Here is a 19,088-nt window from a genome sequence, read left to right on the forward strand (position 1 = left end):
AGCAGTAGGAGTGATACATGGCCGATACGCGGCGTTGGTTCTGGCTCGGTGGGGTTGTCCTGCTTTGCGCGTTTGTGTGGTTGCTGCATCCGATCCTCACGCCGTTTCTGGTGGCGCTGCTGTTGGCGTATCTGTTCGATCCGCTGGTGGATCGGTTGGAGAAGCTCGGTTTGTCGCGCACTTGGGGCGTGATCGCGGTGTTTGCCTTATTCACCCTGATCGTCACGGCGCTGATGCTGGTGCTGGTGCCGATGCTCGCCAAGCAGTTGCTGCGTTTGTACGAACTGGCCCCGCAAATGCTCGACTGGTTGCAACACACCGCTGTGCCGTGGGCGCAGTCGAAACTGGGCTTGTCTGACGGGTTCTGGAAGTTCGACAAGGTCAAAGCGGCGATCAGCGAACACATGGGCCAGACCACCGATATCGTCGGTGTGGTGCTGAGCCAGGCAACCGCGTCGAGTCTGGCGCTGATCGGCTGGCTGGCCAATCTGGTGCTGATCCCGGTGGTGAGTTTCTACCTGCTGCGTGACTGGGACGTGATGATGGCCAAGATCCGCAGCCTACTGCCGCGTGATCGTGAAGAACGAGTGGTAGCACTGGCTGGCGAATGCCATGAAGTGCTTGGGGCGTTTGTACGCGGGCAGTTGCTGGTGATGTTGGCACTGGGCGTGATTTACGCGGCGGGGCTGATGATCGTCGGTCTGGAGCTGGGCTTGTTGATCGGCCTGATCGCGGGGCTGGCGGCGATTGTGCCGTACATGGGCTTTGTGATCGGCATCGGCGCGGCGCTGATCGCCGGGTTGTTCCAGTTCGGTGGCGATCTGTACCCGATGATCGGGATCGTCGCAGTGTTCATGGTCGGTCAGGCGTTGGAAGGCATGGTGCTGACGCCGTTGTTGGTGGGTGACCGGATCGGCCTGCATCCAGTGGCGGTGATCTTTGCGATTCTGGCTGGCGGTGAGCTGTTCGGTTTCACCGGTGTACTGCTTGCGCTGCCGGTGGCGGCGGTGATTATGGTGCTGGTGCGCCACGTGCACGATTTGTACAAGGATTCCGACATCTATAGTGGTGTCGACGAACCCGAGTTGTAACTTCATCATGGGCGGCCCGGCATTGTGCCGGGTTGGCCCGTGTTTTGCGGGCACTACTGGCACGGCAGCGTCAGAGAATCTGCCATAAAACCAGTGTGTTAACGCAAACCTTTGATTTTGCTTGGACTCTGTCGCATTGTGCGCTCAGCTTCACGGGTATAAACTTCGCAAACTTTACACAGAGGCCACTAACGGTTCCTTGAGAACTGTTCAGTCAGCATGAAACCGATTCAGCTGCCCCTAGGTGTGCGTCTGCGTGACGACGCCACCTTCATCAACTACTACCCAGGCGCCAATGCCGCTGCACTCGGCTATGTCGAGCGCCTATGCGAAGCCGACGCCGGCTGGACAGAAAGCCTGATCTACCTGTGGGGCAAACATGGCGTAGGGCGCACGCATCTGTTGCAGGCAGCGTGTCTGCGTTTCGAGCAGATGGGTGAGCCGGCGGTTTACCTGCCTCTGGCGGAGTTGATGGATCGCGGCGTCGAGATTCTCGACAACCTCGAGCAGTACGAGCTGGTTTGCCTGGATGACTTGCAGGTGATTGCCGGCAAGGCTGACTGGGAAGAGGCGATGTTTCATCTGTTCAACCGCCTGCGTGACAGCGGTCGGCGTCTGCTGATCGCGGCATCCACTTCGCCGCGTGAACTGCCGGTCAAACTGGCTGACTTGAAATCACGCCTGACCCTGGCGCTGATATTCCAGATGCGCCCACTCTCCGATGAAGACAAGCTGCGTGCCCTGCAATTGCGTGCATCGCGTCGTGGTCTGCACCTGACCGATGAAGTCGGGCATTTTATTTTGACCCGCGGGACCCGCAGCATGAGCGCATTGTTCGACTTGCTCGAACAGCTCGATCAGGCCTCTTTGCAGGCTCAGCGCAAGCTGACAATTCCCTTCCTCAAAGAAACGCTAGGCTGGTAAATCCAAGGCTTTCAGCGGGTTTCGGCATATTTCAGGCGCCAGAAAATCCGCTTTCCTGCACGTTGTGCAGGCCGCGTTTCGATTCAAATGGGCTTAAGCGCTTAGATGTAAACGAGAAACCGAGAAGTCACAAAAAGATCGATTGAATTTGCAAATGAGGTTGATAGCGGGCATAGTCTCGGCTTCTTTACAACTATCAGCCACGGTCGTGCCCATGCTAAAGCGCTTCGCACCCCTCGTGCCTCTCGCACTCGTCACCCTGTTGTACGGTTGTGCTGCTCATTCTCCAGTCCAAGAGCAGCCTCAACAGGTTAAAAATTCTGCCACTGCCCAGTCTTCTGTTATTTACCAGGAAGAGCTGGACACCGAAAAAGAACTGTCGGACTTCAACAAGAAGCCGTACGAGCTTCCGGTTCTGGCTGACAGCATCCTCGAACGCGGCATGTCCCTGATCGGTACCCGTTACCGTTTCGGCGGTACCTCCGAAGCCGGTTTCGATTGCAGCGGTTTCATCGGCTATCTGTTCCGCGAAGAAGCCGGCATGAACCTGCCACGCTCCACCCGCGAAATGATCAACGTGGATGCTCCGCTGGTATCGCGTAGCAATCTCGAGCCGGGCGATCTGCTGTTCTTCGCCACCAACGGTCGTCGCGGTCGTGTCAGTCACGCCGGGATCTACCTGGGTGACAATCAGTTCATTCACTCCAGCAGTCGTCGCAGCGGCGGTGTTCGCATAGACAGCCTGGGTGACAGTTACTGGAGCAAGACCTTCATCGAAGCCAAACGTGCTTTGGCGAACGCTCCTACTGTAGTGACTGCTCGCAAGTAATCTTCCCGTTGTCGCCGCATTCGCGGCGACAAAAACGGCTTCCGGTAACGGAGTAGACCTATACTTTACAAGGTGAAGTTAAAGTCTTACTTGAAGTTTGCCGCGTAGCCGCTAGAATCCTGAATCTATATTGATGGCAAACCGCCTGCGTGCCACGCAGGCGGTTTTGTTTTCTGTCCATTCGGCAGAGAAAGCCGCAGCCAGATCAGGATGTTCTGCTTATGACCATGTCGGCCCGCCTCGCATTGATGTTCTTCGCAGCGCTACTCAGCGCCTGCGCCAGTCGTACGCCGCCGCCTGCGCCAGTGGTTCGCGCGCCGGTGGTGTTCGGGCCTTCCCAGGCCTTTTCTCCTGCTGCTGAAGACGTGCTGTTCCGTGCGCTCGGCCTGGTCGGCACGCCTTATCGCTGGGGCGGCAATACACCGGACTCGGGATTTGATTGCAGTGGGCTAATCGGCTTCGTCTACCGTGATGCTGCCGGTATTTCTCTGCCGCGCTCCACGCGCGAGCTGATCCTCATGCAGGCGCCGAATGTCGGTAAGGAAGGATTGCAGACCGGTGATCTGATCTTCTTCGCCACCAATGGTGGTTCGCAGGTCAGTCATGCGGGGATTTACGTCGGGGAAGGGCGCTTCGTGCATGCGCCGGCAACTGGCGGCACGGTGAAGCTCGATAGCCTGTCGAAGGCGTATTGGCAGAAGGCGTATTTGAGTGCCAAGCGTGTGTTGCAGCCTGAGCATTTGGCGCGTAATCCGTAATTCAAGCAGCACATCACCCAATGTAGGAGTGAGCTTGCTCGCGATAGCATCGTGTCAGTCGACATCATCGTTGACTGAAACACCGTTATCGCGAGCAGGCTCACTCCTGCAGTTGTTTTGGGGCAGGTCAAATTATTTGGTAGAAGAAACGCGCCAAACCTTGTTCCCCACATCATCCGCCACCAGCAAGCCACCTTGCTGGTCGATCACTACGCCTACCGGGCGACCCAGTGCGTTCTCGTCCTTGTCGAGGAAACCGGTCAGCACATCCACCGGTTGGCCCGTTGGCTTGCCTGCCGCAAACGGCACGAAAATCACTTTATAGCCGCTGTGCGGTTTACGGTTCCACGAACCATGCTGGCCGATGAACGCGCCTTCCTTGAACTGCGCCGGCAGGGTGTTGCCCTCGGCGAACGTCAGACCCAACGAAGCGGTGTGCGGGCCGACGGCGTAGTCCGGAGAGATGGCTTTGGCGACCAGGTCAGGATTCTGCGGCTCCACCCGCACATCGACGTGCTGGCCGTAATAGCTGAACGGCCAACCATAGAAGCCGCCATCCTTGACCGAGGTAATGTAGTCCGGCACCAGATCGCTGCCGATCTCGTCACGTTCGTTGACGGCTGTCCACAGCGCGCCACTGGTGGGCTCCCACGCCAGGCCGTTAGGGTTGCGAATGCCCGAGGCAAAGATCCGGTGATTGCCGGTCGCCCGGTCCACTTCCCAGATCGCCGCGCGACCTTCTTCCTGATCCATGCCGTTTTCGCCGACGTTGCTGTTCGAGCCGACGGTGACGTACAGCTTGCTGCCGTCCTTGCTGGCGATAACGTTTTTCGTCCAGTGGTGATTCAGCGTGCCACCGGGCAGATCCGTGACCTTGATCGGCTGTGTCTTGATCTCGGTCGCACCGGCTTCGTAGTTGAAGCGCAGCAAACGATCGGTGTCGGCGACATACAGATCATTGCCAACCAGGGTCATGCCGAACGGCGAGTTGAGGTTTTGCAGAAACACCGTGCGGGTTTCAGCTACGCCGTCGTGGTCGGCATCACGCAGCAACGTAATGCGATTCGGGCTTGGTACGCCGGCTCCGGCCTTGCCCATGACTTGCTTCATCACCCAGCCTCGAACGCCTTTGCTGTCGTCAGGTTTCGGCGGGGCGTTGGTTTCTGCCACCAACACGTCGCCATTGGGCAGCACGTAGAGCCAGCGCGGATGATCGAGGCCTTCGGCAAACGCAGCCACTTGTGTGCCTGCCGCGGCAGTCGGTTTTGCGCCCTCGGGCCAGCCGATCGCCGGGGCGATATTCACCGTCGGGATCAGGGTTTTATTCGGTTCAGGCAGTTTCGGTGACGGGCCGGTGCCGTCGGTGACTTGCAGGCTGGAGGATTCACCACAGGCGGCGAGCCCTCCGGCGAGAGCGATGACGAGAGCGAGCTGGGACTTGCGCATTACTGATCTTCCCTATGAATGCATTGACCTAATCATAGAGAAGCGCGCAAGCCCGATGGTTCAACTGCTCAACCGCGGGCCTCTTTGAACAGCACGGCGATGCCCGGGTGATAGTTGCCGGCTTCACTGCGCAACTTGCGGTAGGCATAGGGGAAATACCAGGCGACGGCGCAGGTGTGTTCCTTCTGTAGGTCGTCGACCATGTCCTGCAGTTCTTCGGGGCTGGCGCTGTGCTGGGCTTTTTGCGGCGCGACAAACAGGCAGCCGAGCTTGAGGTCGCTGGCGAAGCTGATGCGTTTGGCGTCGCTGGTGATTTCCAGCAGGGCTTGGGTCAGGTTGAGGTTGTTGACCCGAGGCCAGCGTTGCGTGGCCTGAATGTAAGCGCGGTCTTCGCTGCCAGCGAGGAACAGATCGGCGCGGGCATTGCGTTCGCCTTCTTCGTTCTGCTTGCGCGTGGCCGTCTGTTCAAGCGTAACCAGTTCGGCCATCCAGGCTGCCGCCGAGAGCAGCCCTAGATTGGCTTTTTCGTCATGCCAGTAGGGCGTGTCGCTGTCGCCGCGCACGGCGTTGTAACGGTCGATACAGTCAAACCAGCGTTCCAGCACCGGACGCAGAAATTCCAGGCGCGGGTTGCTGATGATCATGCCTTGCATGTGGCTCACCTTATTCTTGTGTGATGTGAGATTGTGGCTCTTTGATATCACTCTTGAGACTGTGGCACAAGATTGGCGTCAGATAATTGATCGGCGGCAGTTATTCGCCCGTTGGCCCCCTCTTTAATTGACGCTCCACCCCCAACCCTCTAACCTTCGCGGCTTGTTTCAGGTGCTCTGTGGCTTGCGTCGACAGAGTGAAACAGGGAAGCCGGTGAGGGTTGTCTTCAGAGCAAGTACGACCACGATCCCGGCGCTGCCCCCGCAACGGTAAATGAGTGAAAACTGCGTCTTGTGCCACTGCTCAACAGCGGGAAGGCGCGCAGTCCGGCGAACGCCGCTCATGAGCCCGGAGACCGGCCTGATCCATCCAGCGGCATCACGGTGGGCGATGCCAGGCTTTTTGCCGTCTATTCTTGTGCCTGCCCGCCGTTATCCAGCCTCAACGGAGAGCTCCCCCATGACTGATTCCCCCGAGCGTGACGAACGCCATCTGGCGCGTATGCAGCGCAAAAAAGCCGTGATCGATGAACGCATCGCCAACTCGCCTGACGAGTGCGGCCTGGTGCTGGTCCTGACCGGCAACGGCAAAGGCAAAAGCAGTTCGGCGTTCGGCATGCTCGCCCGCGCCATGGGCCACGGCATGCAGTGCGGCGTGGTGCAGTTCATCAAGGGACGCCACAGCACGGGCGAAGAGTTGTTCTTTCGCCGCTTCCCCGAGCAAGTGCGTTTCCACGTCATGGGCGAGGGCTTCACTTGGGAAACCCAGGATCGTCAGCGCGACATCGCCGCCGCCGAAGCCGCGTGGGAAGTGTCCCGTGAACTGCTGCGCGATCCGTCGATCGGTCTGGTGGTGCTGGATGAATTGAACATTGCCCTCAAGCACGGCTACCTCGATCTTGATCAGGTGCTCAGCGACTTGCAGGCGCGTCCGCCGATGCAGCATGTGATCGTCACCGGTCGCGGCGCCAAGCCGGAAATGATCGAGATGGGCGACACCGTCACCGAAATGGGCATGCTCAAACACGCTTTTCAGGCTGGCATCAAAGCGCAAAAAGGCGTCGAACTTTGAATCAACCACGTCACTGCCCGGCGGTACTGATCGCCGCGCCGGCCTCCGGTCAGGGCAAGACCACCGTCACCGCCGCGCTGGCCCGTTTGCATCGCAATCAGGGGCGCAAGGTGCGCGTGTTCAAGTGCGGGCCGGACTTTCTCGATCCGATGATTCTCGAGCGCGCCAGCGGTGCGCCGGTGTATCAACTGGACATGTGGATGGTTGGCGAGCAGGAGAGCCGTCGCCTGTTGTGGGAAGCCGCCGCTGAAGCTGATCTGATTCTGATTGAAGGCGTGATGGGCCTGTTCGACGGCACGCCGTCGAGCGCCGATCTGGCGCGGCATTTCGGCGTGCCGGTGCTCGGCGTGATCGACGGCACGGCCATGGCCCAGACCTTTGGTGCGTTGGCACTGGGCTTGGCGAAATATCAGCCGGATCTGCCATTCGCTGGCGTGTTGGCCAACCGGGTCGGCACATTGCGGCATGCGCAGTTGTTGGAAGGCAGCCTTACCGAAGGTTTGCGCTGGTATGGCGCGCTGTCCCGCGAGACCGGCATCGAACTGCCGAGCCGTCACCTCGGCCTGGTTCAGGCCAGTGAACTCAATGACCTCGATATGCGCCTGGACGCTGCTGCCGAAGCGCTTGCCAGCAGTTGCGAGGTAGCGCTGCCACCGGCCGTGGAATTTGCCGCGCCTGAGGTCATCACTGCAGAGCCGTTATTGAAAGGTGTACGAATTGCCATCGCCCGCGATGAAGCCTTTGCCTTCACCTATGGTGCGAGCCTCGATCTGCTGCGAGCGATGGGCGCCGAGTTGAGTTTCTTCTCGCCGATTCGCGACACGCAATTACCTGAGGCGGACAGCCTTTACCTGCCCGGCGGTTACCCGGAATTGCATCATGTGGCGCTGGCGCAGAACACCGCGATGCTCGACGCGATTCGCGCACACCATGCGGCGGGCAAACCGTTGCTCGCCGAGTGTGGCGGCATGCTGTATCTGCTCGATTCGTTGACCGACGTTGAAGGCACTCGTGCTGAACTGGTGGGGCTTCTGGCGGGTGATGCGGTGATGCAAAAGCGTCTCGCCGCACTGGCGCTGCAAGCGGTGGATCTGCCAGAAGGTTCGCTGCGCGGCCACACTTATCACCATTCCCTGACGACCACTGAATTGACGCCGATAGCCCGGGGCTTGAGCCCGAATGGCGGGCGCGGGGCTGAGGCGGTTTATCGGGAAGGGCGGATGACGGCTTCGTATGTGCATTTTTATTTCCCGTCGAATCCTGCGGCTATCGCGGCACTATTTGCGGCTGACTCCGAAGTCGCCTTCGCGAGCAGGCTCGCTCCCACAGTTGAAACGGTGGTGACTGAAGAAATGCGATCCCTTGTGGGAGCGAGCCTGCTCGCGAAAGGGCCATGACAGACAACGCATTTTCCGAAGCCGAACGCGCAGCGGTCTACAAAGCCATCGCCGAACGCCGCGACATGCGCCACTTCACCGGTGGCACCGTCGCGCCCGAACTGCTGAGCCGCTTGCTCGAAGCCGCGCACCAGGCGCCAAGCGTCGGCCTGATGCAGCCGTGGCGATTCATCCGCATCAGCGACCGTACCCTGCGCGGGCAGATCCAGAATCTGGTGGAAGAAGAGCGCATCCGCACTGCCGAAGCGCTCGGCGAGCGCAGCGATGAGTTCATGACACTCAAGGTCGAAGGCATCAATGATTGCGCGGAAGTGCTGGTCGCCGCGCTGATGGACGATCGAGAAAAACACATCTTCGGTCGCCGCACGCTGCCGGAAATGGACATGGCGTCGCTGTCCTGTGCGATCCAGAACCTTTGGCTGGCCTCGCGCGCCGAAGGCCTGGGCATGGGCTGGGTCTCGCTGTTCGAGCCGCAAGCGCTGGCTGATCTGTTGAAGCTACCGGCGGGGGCCAAGCCGTTGGCCGTTCTTTGTCTTGGCCCGGTCAAGGAATTCTATCCGGCGCCGATGCTGGTACTCGAAGGGTGGGCGCAGGCGCGTCCGCTCAATGAGTTGCTGTATGAAAATTATTGGGGAGTGAGTCAATGAGTGTGGCGTTGTTGAGTGTCGCCGCAGTGGCGCTGGATGCGCTGCTGGGTGAACCGAAACGCTGGCATCCGCTGGTGGCGTTCGGCAATTTTGCCGGGCGCATCGAGCAACGTTTCAACGCCGGTGGCCGTGGCTGGCGCAGTCATGGCGTCACCGCGTGGGTGATCGCGGTGCTGCCGCTGACGTTGCTCGCCACCGCGTTTTCCTGGGCGCCGTACGTGGGCTGGATCGTCGAGATTCTCGCGCTGTATTGCGCCCTCGGCATGCGCAGCCTCGGCGAGCACGTCGAGCCAGTGGCCAAGGCATTGCGTGCTGATGATCTGGACGAGGCGCGTAAGCGTGTCGGCTATCTGGTCAGTCGCCAGACCAGCGAACTCGACAGCACCGCCGTCGCTCGTGCCGCCACCGAATCGGTGCTGGAAAACGGCAGCGACGCGGTGTTCGCCGCGTTGTTCTGGTTTGCCGTGGCGGGCGCGCCGGGCGTCGTCCTCTACCGTTTGAGCAACACCCTCGACGCGATGTGGGGCTATCGCAACGAACGCTTCGAGCGTTTCGGCTGGTGCGCGGCAAAGATCGACGACGTCCTCAACTATATTCCCGCACGCCTTGTGGCTTTGACCTACGCGCTGCTGGGCAAAACCCGACTGGCCCTGAAATGCTGGCGTACCCAGGCGCCGAAATGGGACAGCCCCAATGCCGGCCCGGTGATGGCGGCCGGCGCCGGTGCGCTCGGTGTGGAGCTGGGTGGCCCGGCGATTTACCACGGCGTATTGCATGAGCGTCCGCAACTGGGCGAAGGCGTTCAGGCCGATGCCGACTCTATTGATCGTGGCTGGCAATTGGTTCAGCGCGGCGTATGGTTGTGGCTGCTGATTCTCTGCGTGGGGGCTGAATTCTATGCTTGAGCACGGTGGCCGGCTGCGCAAGGCTGCACTCGATTACGGTATCGCCGAGGCCGACTGGCTCGATCTGTCCAGCGGTCTGGCGCCGTGGCCGTTTGCGATCCCGGAAATCCCGCTGCGCGCCTGGGCACGCTTGCCGGAAACCGATGACGGTCTGGAGCAGGCGGCGTGCGATTACTACGGCGCATCGCAAGTTCTGCCGGTAGCGGGTTCACAGATGGCCATCCAGTTGCTGCCGCGTTTGCGTCGGGCCGGCAAGGTCGGTGTGCTGTCGCCGTGTTATGCCGAGCACGCCGAAGCCTGGCGCCGCAGCGGCTACATCGTGCGCGAAGTGCTGGAGCAGGAAGTCGAGTTCTTTCTCGACAGCCTCGACGTGCTGGTGGTGGTCAATCCGAACAACCCGACCGGCCTGAGCCTGACCCCGGCGCGCCTGCTCGACTGGCATGCACGACTGGCCCCGCGCGGCGGTTGGCTGGTGGTTGATGAAGCGTTCATGGACAACACTCCGCAGCTGAGTCTGGCTGCGCACACCCATCAGATCGGTCTGATCGTGTTGCGCTCGTTCGGCAAGTTCTTCGGTCTGGCCGGGGTGCGACTGGGTTTTGTACTGGCCGAGCGCAAGTTGCTCAAGCTGCTCGCCGAACAGGTCGGGCCGTGGGCCGTCAGCGGGCCGACGCGGGTGCTGGGCCAAGCCTGTCTGCAAGACACCGAAGGCCACACACGCCAGCGGATTCGCAGCGATGAGGCCAGCGAACGGCTGGCGCTTTTGCTGGAACGCTACGGTTTCAAACCGCAGGGTGGTTGCGCGCTGTTTCAGTGGCTGATCACCGAGCACGCGCAAGCGCTGCACGAATTCATGGCTCGGCGGGGGATTCTCCTGCGCATCTTCCCCCACAACAGCAGTGTGCGTTTCGGCCTGCCCGCCAACGCCGCTGAAGAATCCCGTCTCGAACAAGCGCTGCAAGCGTTCGCCAAGGAAATCCAATGACAACGCTGATGGTGCAAGGCACCACGTCCGACGCCGGTAAAAGCACACTGGTGACGGCGCTGTGCCGCTGGGCGACCCGGCAGGGCGTGGCGGTGGTGCCATTCAAGCCGCAGAACATGGCGCTCAACAGCGCGGTGACCGCCGACGGTGGCGAGATCGGCCGCGCGCAAGCGGTGCAGGCGCAAGCCGCGAACCTTGAGCCGCACACCGACATGAACCCTGTGCTGCTAAAACCCAATAGCGATACCGGCGCGCAAGTGATCATCCATGGCCGCGCCGTCACCAGCATGAACGCCGTTGCCTATCACGACTACAAAGCTATCGCGATGAAAGCGGTGCTCGCCTCCCACGAGCGACTCAGCGCCGCGTATCCGCTGGTGATGGTCGAGGGCGCCGGCTCGCCGGCGGAGATCAATCTGCGTGCCGGCGATATCGCCAACATGGGCTTTGCCGAAGCAGTCGATTGCCCGGTGCTGCTGATCGCCGACATCAATCGTGGCGGCGTTTTCGCTCATCTGGTGGGCACGCTGGAACTGCTCTCGCCGAGCGAACAGGCACGGGTCAAAGGCTTCATCATCAACCGTTTTCGCGGCGACATTGCCTTGCTGCAGCCGGGCCTCGACTGGCTGGAACAGCGTACCGGCAAGCCGGTGGTCGGCGTGCTCCCTTATGTGATGGATCTGCATCTTGAGGCCGAGGACGGCATCGATCAGCGCCAGACCGACAAGGCCGAGCAGGTGTTGAAAGTGGTGGTGCCGGTGCTGCCGCGCATCAGCAACCACACCGATTTCGATCCGCTGCGTCTGCACCCACAAGTGGATTTGCAATTTGTCGGCCCGGGGCAAGCGATTCCGCCGGCTGACCTGATCATCCTGCCGGGCTCGAAAAGTGTGCGCAGTGATCTGGCCTATTTGCGTGCCAATGGCTGGGATACGGCGATCAGTCGCCATTTGCGTTATGGCGGCAAAGTGCTGGGTATTTGCGGCGGTCTGCAAATGCTCGGCGAGCAGGTGCACGATCCGCTCGGTCTGGAAGGCGCGCCGGGTTCCAGCGCCGGGCTCGGTTTGCTCGCGTTCGAAACGCAGCTCGACGCCGAGAAGCAACTGCGCAATGTGCGCGGGCGTTTGACACTGGAAGATGCCGAGGTCAGTGGCTATGAGATTCATGCCGGTGTAACCACCGGGCCGGCGCTGGAGAATGCAGCGGTGCAGCTCGATGATGGTCGTTGCGACGGTGCGCAGAGTGTTGACGGGCAAGTGTTCGGCACCTATCTGCATGGCCTGTTCGAGTCGCCGGCGGCCAGTGCGGCGTTGCTGCGCTGGGCCGGGTTGAGCGATGTGCAGGAGGTGGATTACCACGGGTTGCGCGAGCGTGATATCGAGCGCCTGGCGGATCTGGTGGAGAAGCATCTCGATACCGATCTGTTGCGTCAGCTCTGTGGGATTTGAGTTGCCTATGGCTGCTCGAGATCCTTTGTAGGAGTGAGCCTGCTCGCGATAGCGCCAGTTGCCTCACCACATAACTTTCAGGATGTCCCCATGCTCCAACTGATCCTCGGCGGCGCCCGCTCCGGCAAAAGTCGTCTGGCCGAAAAACTCGCCACTGACAGTGCGCTGGCCGTGACCTACATCGCCACCAGCCAACCGCTGGACGGCGAGATGAACGACCGCGTCGCCCATCACCGCGCCCGTCGTCCTGCCGAATGGGCACTCATCGAAGAACCGCTCGAACTGGCCCGTGTCCTGCGCGAAAACGCCAGCGTCACGCAATGCTTGCTGGTCGATTGCCTGACCCTGTGGCTGACCAACCTGCTGATGCTCGATGACGCCGAGCGTCTCGCCGCCGAACGCGATGCCTTGCTCGACTGCCTGGCGACACTGCCGGGTGAAATCATTTTTGTCAGCAACGAGACCGGAATGGGTGTCGTGCCGCTGGGCGAATTGACTCGCCGCTATGTCGATGAAGCCGGTTGGCTGCATCAAGCTTTGGCTGAGCGCTGTCAGCGTGTTGTCCTGACCGTCGCCGGCCTGCCCCTGACTTTGAAAGGATCTGCGTTATGACCCAAACCTGGTGGCTGAACCCCTGCAAACCGGTGCATGCCGATATCGTCGAGCAAGCGGCAGCGCGGCAACAGCAACTGACCAAGCCGGCCGGTTCGCTGGGGCGGCTTGAGTCGGTGGCGGTGCAACTGGCCGGTCTGCAAGGGCAGGTGAAGCCGACGCTTGAGCAGGTCTGGATTGCGATTTTTGCCGGTGATCATGGCGTGGTCGCCGAAGGCGTATCGGCGTATCCGCAGGAAGTCACTGGGCAGATGCTGCTCAACTTCGTCAGCGGCGGCGCGGCGATCAGCGTGTTGGCGCGCCAGCTCAATGCACAACTGGAAGTGGTGGATTTGGGCACGGTGACGCCGTCGCTGAACCTGCCGGGCGTGCGCCACCTGAACATCGGCCCGGGCACTGCGAACTTTGCGCAGGGTTCGGCAATGACGCAATCCCAAGGTGAACTTGCATTGCAGGCCGGTCGCGACAGTGTGTTGCGAGCCAAAGCCGCAGGCGCGCAGTTGTTCATCGGCGGCGAAATGGGCATCGGCAATACCACTGCGGCCAGTGCGCTGGCCTGTGCCTTGCTCGATTGCCCTGTCGCGCACCTGACCGGCCCCGGCACCGGGTTGAATGCCGAGGGCGTCAGCCATAAGGCGCAAGTGATCGAGCGCGCATTAGCCTTGCACGCAGCTCAGCGTGGCGATGCCTTGCAGACTTTGTTCAACCTCGGCGGTTTCGAGGTTGCGGCGTTGGTCGGCGCGTACCTGGCGTGTGCGCAGGAAGGTATTGCGGTGCTGGTCGACGGCTTTATCTGCACAGTCGCCGCGTTGGTGGCGGTGCGCTTGAATCCGGCTTGCCGCGAGTGGCTGCTGTTCGGCCATCGCGGTGCCGAGCCGGGCCACCGTCATGTGCTGGAGACGCTGAACGCCGAACCGTTGCTGGAACTCGGCCTGCGCCTGGGTGAGGGCAGCGGTGCGGCGTTGGCGGTGCCGTTGTTGCGTCTGGCCTGTGATCTGCACGGGCAGATGGCAACGTTCGCCGAAGCCGCTGTGGCGGATCGTCCGGCATGACCTTGTATCTGGATCTGCTACGCCACGGCGAGACTGAACTGGGCGGCGGTTTGCGCGGCAGTCTCGACGATGCGCTCACTGAAAAGGGCTGGGCGCAGATGCGCGAAGCCGTGATCGCGGGCGGGCCTTGGGATCGACTGGTCAGTTCGCCGTTGCAGCGTTGCGCGCGGTTCGCCGCTGAGCTTGGCGAGCAACTGAATCTGCCGGTGCAACTGGACAAAGATCTGCAAGAGCTGCACTTCGGCGCTTGGGAAGGGCAGAGCGCCGCCGCGTTGATGGACACTGATGCCGAGGCGTTGGGGCTGTTCTGGGCGGATCCGTATTCGTTCACACCGCCGCAGGGCGAGCCGGTCAGCGACTTTTCTGCGCGAGTGTTGGCAGCGGTTGCGCGGCTAAACGCGGCGTATGCGGGTGAACGGGTGCTGTTGATCAGTCATGGCGGTGTAATGCGACTGTTGTTGGCGCAGGCTCGGGGTTTGCCGCGTGAGCAATTGCTCAATGTCGAGGTGGGTCACGGCGCGTTGTTTTCACTCACGGTCGCCGTTGATGGTTCGCTCAAGGAAGGTCACTGACATGTTGCCGCTGTGGATCGCCCTGCAATTTCTCAGCAGTTTGCCGATTCGTCTGCCGGGGATGCCGGAGCCTGAACAGCTTGGGCGATCACTGCTGTTCTATCCGTTGGTGGGGCTGCTGTTCGGCGTGATTCTGTGGGCGCTGAACTTGGTGTTGGCCGGTGCGCCATTGCTGCTACACGCAGCGTTGCTGTTGACGGTGTGGGTGTTGCTCAGCGGCGCGTTGCACCTTGATGGTCTGGCCGACAGCGCCGATGCCTGGCTCGGCGGGTTTGGTGATCGTGAGCGCACGCTGACGATCATGAAAGATCCGCGCAGTGGGCCGATTGCGGTAGTGACGCTGGTGTTGGTGTTGTTGCTCAAGTTCGCCGCATTGTTGGCGTTGATTGGCCAGCAGCAGGCGGTGGCACTGATCATCTTGCCGTTGCTCGGGCGGGCGGCGCTGCTGGGGTTATTTCTGACCACGCCGTATGTGCGTGCGGGTGGGTTGGGGCAGGCATTGGCCGATCATCTGCCGCGCAGGGCGGGGTGGTGGGTGCTGGGGATCAGTGCCTTGGCTTGTGTGATCATCGCCGGGCTCAAGGCAATTGTTGCGCTGCTGGTCGCTGTTGGTGTGTTTGTCTGGTTGCGGCACTTGATGGTGCGGCGGTTGGGCGGGACGACCGGGGATACGGCGGGGGCTTTGCTGGAATTGCTGGAGATGGCGGTGTTGGTGGGGTTGGCGTTGTTTTAAAAGCAAAAGATCGCAGCCTTCGGCAGCTCCTACATGGGATTGCGTACCCTGTGGGAGCTGCCGAAGGCTGCGATCTTTTGATGTGTAACTTGATTTAACACAGTCGCGGGTATATACACGCACCATGCTTCCTTCTCAGTGTTTATGCACCAACCTGCGTCGCGCCGCTCGTGGCGTCAGCAGGCATTACGACGGCGCTCTCGATGGCTTCGGGATCAACGTTGCCCAGTATTCTTTGCTGTGCAATCTGCAACGTCTGGATCAACCGAGCATTTCTGAACTGGCCGAAGCCATGGGCCTGGATCGCAGCACCCTCGGGCGCAATCTGCGCGTGCTCGAAGGCGAAGGGCTGGTGGCGCTGGCTGAGGGCGAAGACATGCGCAACCGCATCGTCAAGCTCACCGATACCGGTGTGCAGCGCCTGGCGGCAGCTTTGCCGGCGTGGGAGGCGGCGCAGCAGCGGTTGATCGACCGCTTGGGTGCCGAGAAGCGTGAGACCTTGCTCAGACTGCTGGACGAACTGGCATAGCGCCGGTTTTTTCGGATTCAAGCGGGTATATACCCGCGACTGGAGAATAACAATGACATCGATGTGGCGTACGTGCGGTTGGGTGTTGCTGGGGAGTGCGCTGATCCTGGCGTTGTCATTGGGCGTGCGGCACGGTTTCGGTCTGTTTCTGTCGCCGATGAGCGCGCAGTTCGGCTGGGGGCGTGAAGTGTTCGCCTTCGCCATCGCCTTGCAGAACCTGATCTGGGGCCTGGCCCAGCCGTTCACTGGTGCGCTGGCCGACCGTTTCGGTGCGGCGAAAGTGGTATTGGTCGGCGGTGTGCTCTACGCCTTGGGCTTGGTGTGCATGGGCTTGTCCGACTCGGCGGTGACTCTCTCGCTGAGCGCCGGTTTGCTGATCGGTATCGGTTTGTCCGGCACCTCGTTCTCGGTGATCCTCGGCGTGGTCGGTCGCGCCGTGCCACCGGAGAAACGCAGCATGGGCATGGGCATTGCCAGCGCTGCGGGTTCTTTCGGCCAGTTCGCGATGTTGCCGGGTACGTTGGGGCTGATTGGCTGGCTCGGATGGTCCGCCGCGTTGCTGGTGTTGGGCTTGTTGGTGGCGATGATCGTGCCGCTGGTGAGCATGCTCAAGGACAAGCCGCTGCCGGTGCTCGGCCATGAGCAAACATTATCCGAGGCCCTGCGCGAAGCCTGTTCGCATTCCGGGTTCTGGCTGTTGGCGTTGGGCTTTTTTGTCTGTGGATTTCAGGTCGTTTTTATCGGTGTGCATCTGCCGGCGTATCTGGTCGATCAACACCTGCCGGCCACAGTCGGCACCACGGTGCTGGCGCTGATCGGCCTGTTCAACATCTTCGGCACCTACACGGCCGGATGGCTGGGTGGGCGCATGTCCAAGCCGCGCTTGCTGACGGCGCTGTATTTGTTGCGGGCAGTGGTGATCGTGTTGTTCTTGTGGTTGCCGGTGACGACGACAACGGCCTATCTGTTCGGCATGGCCATGGGGTTCTTGTGGCTGTCGACGGTGCCGTTGACCAACGGTACGGTGGCGACCTTGTTTGGCGTGCGAAACCTGTCCATGCTCGGTGGCATCGTGTTCCTGTTCCATCAGCTCGGTTCGTTCCTCGGCGGCTGGCTGGGCGGAGTGGTGTATGACCGTACCGGGAGTTATGACTTGATCTGGCAAGTGGCGGTGCTTCTGAGCCTGCTGGCGGCCGCGTTGAATTGGCCGGTGCGCGAGCGTCCGGTCGAGCGCCTGCAAGCGAGCGCCGTATGAGCCGACTCTGGCCACGTATTGCCGTCATCGCACTCGGCGGCGCCCTGCTGGCGCTGGTGTGGTGGGGCTGGCATCAGGGTGGTCTGGCCTTGATGCAGTTGGGCATGAGTATTTGCTAGAAAGAAGCCCGGCGAGTAACTTCATGGTTTGAAGACTTCTCAAGGATGCCCGACATGCTCAAGCGCTGGTGTGCTGTTCCCGCGTTGCTGATGGCGTTGACTGGCCTGGCTCAGGCCGCTGACTGTCCGGAATTGTTGCAAGGCTCGCTGCCCAAATTGCGCGCCAAGGAATCCATCGATCTGTGTCAACGCTATGCCGATAAACCGCTGGTAGTGATCAATACCGCCAGCTTCTGTGGTTTTGCGCCACAGTTCGAAGGCCTTGAGGCGCTCAATCAGCGCTACAAGGCGCAGGGGCTGGAAATGCTTGGCGTACCGTCGAACGACTTCAAACAAGAGTCCAAGGACAGCGCCGAGACCGCCAAGGTCTGCTACGCCAACTACGGCGTGACGTTCGCCATGACCGAGCCGCAAAAAGTACGCGGTGATGACGCCACGCATCTGTTCCAGGTGCTCGCTGCGCAGAGCAGTGCGCCGAAGTGGAATTTCTATAAGTACGTGGTCGATCGTCAGGGTAAAGTGATCGCCAATTTCTCCAGCCTGACCAAGCCCGATGATCCGGAATTTATTGCGGCGATCGAGAAGGCTATCGCTTCAAAACCACTGAAACCCTGATCGGCGCCCATGAAAAAGCCCCGCCTCTGCAAAGAGAGCGGGGCTTTTTAGTGGGCGAGGGATCAGCCTCGCCCAACAGCATCAGAAGCGGTAAGTAGCGCCGACACCGAAACCGTTTGCCGAGTTTTCATACTTGGAGTTGTAAGTCTGGCCACGATCGTTTTCGTTGCGAATGTTGACCGACTCTTCCTTCAGGTACGAGTAAGCGACGTCGATGGTCAGGTCTTCGGTCGGGCTCCAGCCAGCGCCGATGCTGAAGATGGTCCGGTCGCCGGTAGGGATGCGTGGCGAACGGTCGACGTTGTTGGTTGGCGACTGGTCGAAGGTCAGACCGGTACGCAGTACCCATTCCTTGTTCAACTGATACGAAGTACCGATTGCATAGGCCCAGCTGTCATGCCAGTTCTGGTCTTCGTTGATCTCGCCGAACTGGCCGGCCAGCGCCGGCTGTACGCCGGAGTTCTTGACGGTGATCTTCTCCAGCTGGCTCCAGCGGGTGAAGGTAGTACCGGCATAAACGTTCCAGCGCTCGTTGATCGCCTGGGTGACCGAGAGGTCGACGGACTCAGGTGTGGTGATCTTCAACGATGCGTCGTACTTCTGGCTCGGGTTCAGACCGGCCAAGGCCAGTACACCGTAGTTGACCTTGGTGTTGCCTTCGAGCTTGTAGTCGACTTTCGAGTGGTACGTCAGACCCACGCGGGTAGAGTCGGTGGCTTGTACCAGCAAGCCAACGTTGTAGCCCAGTGCGGTGTCGTCGCCCTTGATCTTGACCTTGCCGTCTGGCGCTGCCTGAGTGATCGACAGGTTGGATTCCAACGAGCCGTCGATGCGGTTGATGGTCGGGCCGAAACCGATCGACACCTTGTCGTTGAAGGCGTAGCTGACGGTTGGCTGGAAGGTGATGACTTGTACTTCGGACTTGCTGCCGAAGTAACGGCCGGCAAAGCCGTTTTCATAATCAGTGATCAGGCCGAACGGCACATAAACGCCGAGGCCGAATGCCCAATGATCATCAATCGGTTTGACGTAGAAGCCCATAGGTACAGCGGTGAAGGGCACCATGTCGCCTTTGTTGCTGCCGCCGTTGGGGCTGGAGCTGGCATTGCTGATATCGGTATGAGCATCGACAACGGCTACACCGCCGGTAACTTGTTCGCGCTTGATGCGCGACATGCCGGCGGGGTTGCCATAAACAGTACTTGCGTCGTCTGCAGAAGAAGATCGCCCGGCAAAACCAGTCCCCATCCCACTGATGCTTTGTTCGTTGAGGGCAAAGCCGGCCGCGAAAATTTGAGTGGAGGCAAGGGTAACGGCAAGGCTAAGGGTGGTTTTGAGCATGACTTTTTTCATTATTAGAACTCCTGGTGATCACCGGGGCGAAAATTACCAACATTTTCGCCTCAGCGCTATAGTCTGTATGCCTTGAGTTAGAGCGGTTTTGTA

General features: G+C 60.6%; 21 protein-coding genes and 1 riboswitch. Of the genes, 18 read left to right on the forward strand and 3 right to left on the reverse strand.

The features are described from left to right. The first annotated feature begins 17 nt into the window (after positions 1–17). The 4 genes from ACA043_RS08535 (at position 18) to ACA043_RS08550 (ending at position 3,602) form a co-directional block, all read left to right on the forward strand. Positions 18–1,091: an AI-2E family transporter gene (locus ACA043_RS08535; protein ID WP_187677451.1), complete on the forward strand. Its 1,074-nt coding sequence runs from the start codon at positions 18–20 to the stop codon at positions 1,089–1,091. Between the two features lie 219 nt (positions 1,092–1,310). Further along, on the forward strand, positions 1,311–2,015 hold the full coding sequence (gene hda, locus ACA043_RS08540) for a DnaA regulatory inactivator Hda (protein ID WP_007919828.1): 705 nt from the start codon (positions 1,311–1,313) through the stop codon (positions 2,013–2,015). A 214-nt stretch (positions 2,016–2,229) separates the two neighbouring features. Then, complete coding sequence (locus ACA043_RS08545; protein ID WP_187677453.1) at positions 2,230–2,844, forward strand: C40 family peptidase; 615 nt, start codon at positions 2,230–2,232, stop codon at positions 2,842–2,844. 221 nt (positions 2,845–3,065) lie between these two features. Next, complete coding sequence (locus tag ACA043_RS08550; RefSeq protein WP_497658967.1) at positions 3,066–3,602, forward strand: C40 family peptidase; 537 nt, start codon at positions 3,066–3,068, stop codon at positions 3,600–3,602. A gap of 132 nt (positions 3,603–3,734) precedes the next feature. On the opposite strand, the gene ACA043_RS08555 is transcribed toward ACA043_RS08550, so the two are convergent. Then, positions 3,735–5,048, reverse strand: a complete 1,314-nt coding sequence (locus ACA043_RS08555; protein WP_489878552.1) for a PQQ-dependent sugar dehydrogenase — start codon at positions 5,046–5,048, stop codon at positions 3,735–3,737. Between the two features lie 68 nt (positions 5,049–5,116). Next, entirely contained in the window at positions 5,117–5,701 is a 585-nt protein-coding gene (locus tag ACA043_RS08560; protein ID WP_401269907.1) for a hypothetical protein, read from the reverse strand. Positions 5,702–5,854: 153 nt separating this feature from the next. Beyond that, a riboswitch (cobalamin riboswitch) is annotated at positions 5,855–6,080 on the forward strand. An 81-nt stretch (positions 6,081–6,161) separates the two neighbouring features. On the opposite strand from ACA043_RS08560, the gene cobO reads away from it, so the two are divergent. The 14 genes from cobO to ACA043_RS08630 all read left to right on the forward strand — a co-directional run bounded on the left by cobO (position 6,162) and on the right by ACA043_RS08630 (position 17,642). After that, positions 6,162–6,773 (forward strand): cob(I)yrinic acid a,c-diamide adenosyltransferase, encoded by a 612-nt coding sequence (gene cobO, locus ACA043_RS08565; RefSeq protein WP_187677457.1) that lies wholly within the window; start codon positions 6,162–6,164, stop codon positions 6,771–6,773. Beyond that, a complete protein-coding gene (locus ACA043_RS08570; RefSeq protein ID WP_497658968.1) occupies positions 6,770–8,170 on the forward strand; it encodes a cobyrinic acid a,c-diamide synthase CobB in 1,401 nt (466 codons plus the stop codon). Before cobO ends, ACA043_RS08570 begins: the two co-directional genes overlap by 4 nt. Continuing rightward, complete coding sequence (gene bluB, locus ACA043_RS08575; protein ID WP_401269898.1) at positions 8,167–8,817, forward strand: 5,6-dimethylbenzimidazole synthase; 651 nt, start codon at positions 8,167–8,169, stop codon at positions 8,815–8,817. Before ACA043_RS08570 ends, bluB begins: the two co-directional genes overlap by 4 nt. Next, positions 8,814–9,722, forward strand: coding sequence for an adenosylcobinamide-phosphate synthase CbiB (gene cbiB / locus ACA043_RS08580; RefSeq protein ID WP_497658969.1), 909 nt, complete (start codon positions 8,814–8,816; stop codon positions 9,720–9,722). The genes bluB and cbiB overlap by 4 nt, the downstream gene beginning before the upstream one ends. Then, complete coding sequence (cobD, locus tag ACA043_RS08585) at positions 9,715–10,707, forward strand: threonine-phosphate decarboxylase CobD (protein ID WP_401269894.1); 993 nt, start codon at positions 9,715–9,717, stop codon at positions 10,705–10,707. Before cbiB ends, cobD begins: the two co-directional genes overlap by 8 nt. Continuing rightward, positions 10,704–12,155: a cobyric acid synthase gene (locus ACA043_RS08590; protein ID WP_497658970.1), complete on the forward strand. Its 1,452-nt coding sequence runs from the start codon at positions 10,704–10,706 to the stop codon at positions 12,153–12,155. The genes cobD and ACA043_RS08590 overlap by 4 nt, the downstream gene beginning before the upstream one ends. A 90-nt stretch (positions 12,156–12,245) precedes the next feature. Continuing rightward, a complete protein-coding gene (gene cobU / locus ACA043_RS08595; RefSeq protein WP_401269891.1) occupies positions 12,246–12,767 on the forward strand; it encodes a bifunctional adenosylcobinamide kinase/adenosylcobinamide-phosphate guanylyltransferase in 522 nt (173 codons plus the stop codon). Further along, positions 12,764–13,819 carry a nicotinate-nucleotide--dimethylbenzimidazole phosphoribosyltransferase gene (cobT, locus tag ACA043_RS08600; RefSeq protein ID WP_497658971.1) on the forward strand — a complete coding sequence of 352 codons (1,056 nt, stop codon included), beginning with the start codon at positions 12,764–12,766 and terminating at the stop codon, positions 13,817–13,819. The genes cobU and cobT overlap by 4 nt, the downstream gene beginning before the upstream one ends. Further along, positions 13,816–14,391: an alpha-ribazole phosphatase family protein gene (gene cobC / locus ACA043_RS08605; protein ID WP_497658972.1), complete on the forward strand. Its 576-nt coding sequence runs from the start codon at positions 13,816–13,818 to the stop codon at positions 14,389–14,391. Before cobT ends, cobC begins: the two co-directional genes overlap by 4 nt. Position 14,392: 1 nt before the next feature. Then, positions 14,393–15,124: an adenosylcobinamide-GDP ribazoletransferase gene (locus tag ACA043_RS08610; protein WP_497658973.1), complete on the forward strand. Its 732-nt coding sequence runs from the start codon at positions 14,393–14,395 to the stop codon at positions 15,122–15,124. Positions 15,125–15,248: 124 nt separating this feature from the next. After that, positions 15,249–15,653: a MarR family winged helix-turn-helix transcriptional regulator gene (locus ACA043_RS08615; protein WP_187677467.1), complete on the forward strand. Its 405-nt coding sequence runs from the start codon at positions 15,249–15,251 to the stop codon at positions 15,651–15,653. 52 nt (positions 15,654–15,705) lie between these two features. Continuing rightward, the gene (locus tag ACA043_RS08620) at positions 15,706–16,908 is read left to right on the forward strand and encodes an MFS transporter (protein ID WP_401269883.1); all 1,203 of its coding nucleotides are present in this window, start codon (positions 15,706–15,708) and stop codon (positions 16,906–16,908) included. Further along, positions 16,905–17,027: a hypothetical protein gene (locus ACA043_RS08625; protein ID WP_305442146.1), complete on the forward strand. Its 123-nt coding sequence runs from the start codon at positions 16,905–16,907 to the stop codon at positions 17,025–17,027. Before ACA043_RS08620 ends, ACA043_RS08625 begins: the two co-directional genes overlap by 4 nt. A gap of 54 nt (positions 17,028–17,081) precedes the next feature. Then, positions 17,082–17,642, forward strand: a complete 561-nt coding sequence (locus tag ACA043_RS08630; RefSeq protein ID WP_497617147.1) for a glutathione peroxidase — start codon at positions 17,082–17,084, stop codon at positions 17,640–17,642. 81 nt (positions 17,643–17,723) lie between these two features. Here ACA043_RS08630 and ACA043_RS08635 read toward each other — a convergent pair whose 3' ends face one another. Beyond that, positions 17,724–18,995, reverse strand: coding sequence for an OmpP1/FadL family transporter (locus ACA043_RS08635; RefSeq protein ID WP_497617149.1), 1,272 nt, complete (start codon positions 18,993–18,995; stop codon positions 17,724–17,726). Positions 18,996–19,088 lie beyond the last annotated feature (93 nt).

The sequence above is a fragment of the Pseudomonas sp. LBUM1648 genome (genome assembly GCF_059716145.1).

Excerpts from the sequence above, each read along its gene's own strand:
- ACA043_RS08625 (WP_305442146.1), top strand. The coding sequence starts at position 16,905 with ATGAGCCGACTCTGGCCACGTATTGCCGTCATCGCACTCGGCGGCGCC.
- cobT (WP_497658971.1), top strand. The coding sequence starts at position 12,764 with ATGACCCAAACCTGGTGGCTGAACCCCTGCAAACCGGTGCATGCCGAT.
- ACA043_RS08555 (WP_489878552.1), bottom strand. The coding sequence starts at position 5,048 with ATGCGCAAGTCCCAGCTCGCTCTCGTCATCGCTCTCGCCGGAGGGCTC.
- cbiB (WP_497658969.1), top strand. The coding sequence starts at position 8,814 with ATGAGTGTGGCGTTGTTGAGTGTCGCCGCAGTGGCGCTGGATGCGCTG.
- ACA043_RS08590 (WP_497658970.1), top strand. The coding sequence starts at position 10,704 with ATGACAACGCTGATGGTGCAAGGCACCACGTCCGACGCCGGTAAAAGC.
- cobU (WP_401269891.1), top strand. The coding sequence starts at position 12,246 with ATGCTCCAACTGATCCTCGGCGGCGCCCGCTCCGGCAAAAGTCGTCTG.
- cobO (WP_187677457.1), top strand. The coding sequence starts at position 6,162 with ATGACTGATTCCCCCGAGCGTGACGAACGCCATCTGGCGCGTATGCAG.
- ACA043_RS08615 (WP_187677467.1), top strand. The coding sequence starts at position 15,249 with ATGCTTCCTTCTCAGTGTTTATGCACCAACCTGCGTCGCGCCGCTCGT.
- ACA043_RS08630 (WP_497617147.1), top strand. The coding sequence starts at position 17,082 with ATGCTCAAGCGCTGGTGTGCTGTTCCCGCGTTGCTGATGGCGTTGACT.
- bluB (WP_401269898.1), top strand. The coding sequence starts at position 8,167 with ATGACAGACAACGCATTTTCCGAAGCCGAACGCGCAGCGGTCTACAAA.
- ACA043_RS08620 (WP_401269883.1), top strand. The coding sequence starts at position 15,706 with ATGACATCGATGTGGCGTACGTGCGGTTGGGTGTTGCTGGGGAGTGCG.
- ACA043_RS08610 (WP_497658973.1), top strand. The coding sequence starts at position 14,393 with ATGTTGCCGCTGTGGATCGCCCTGCAATTTCTCAGCAGTTTGCCGATT.
- hda (WP_007919828.1), top strand. The coding sequence starts at position 1,311 with ATGAAACCGATTCAGCTGCCCCTAGGTGTGCGTCTGCGTGACGACGCC.
- ACA043_RS08635 (WP_497617149.1), bottom strand. The coding sequence starts at position 18,995 with ATGAAAAAAGTCATGCTCAAAACCACCCTTAGCCTTGCCGTTACCCTT.
- cobC (WP_497658972.1), top strand. The coding sequence starts at position 13,816 with ATGACCTTGTATCTGGATCTGCTACGCCACGGCGAGACTGAACTGGGC.
- ACA043_RS08550 (WP_497658967.1), top strand. The coding sequence starts at position 3,066 with ATGACCATGTCGGCCCGCCTCGCATTGATGTTCTTCGCAGCGCTACTC.
- ACA043_RS08545 (WP_187677453.1), top strand. The coding sequence starts at position 2,230 with ATGCTAAAGCGCTTCGCACCCCTCGTGCCTCTCGCACTCGTCACCCTG.
- ACA043_RS08535 (WP_187677451.1), top strand. The coding sequence starts at position 18 with ATGGCCGATACGCGGCGTTGGTTCTGGCTCGGTGGGGTTGTCCTGCTT.
- cobD (WP_401269894.1), top strand. The coding sequence starts at position 9,715 with ATGCTTGAGCACGGTGGCCGGCTGCGCAAGGCTGCACTCGATTACGGT.
- ACA043_RS08560 (WP_401269907.1), bottom strand. The coding sequence starts at position 5,701 with ATGCAAGGCATGATCATCAGCAACCCGCGCCTGGAATTTCTGCGTCCG.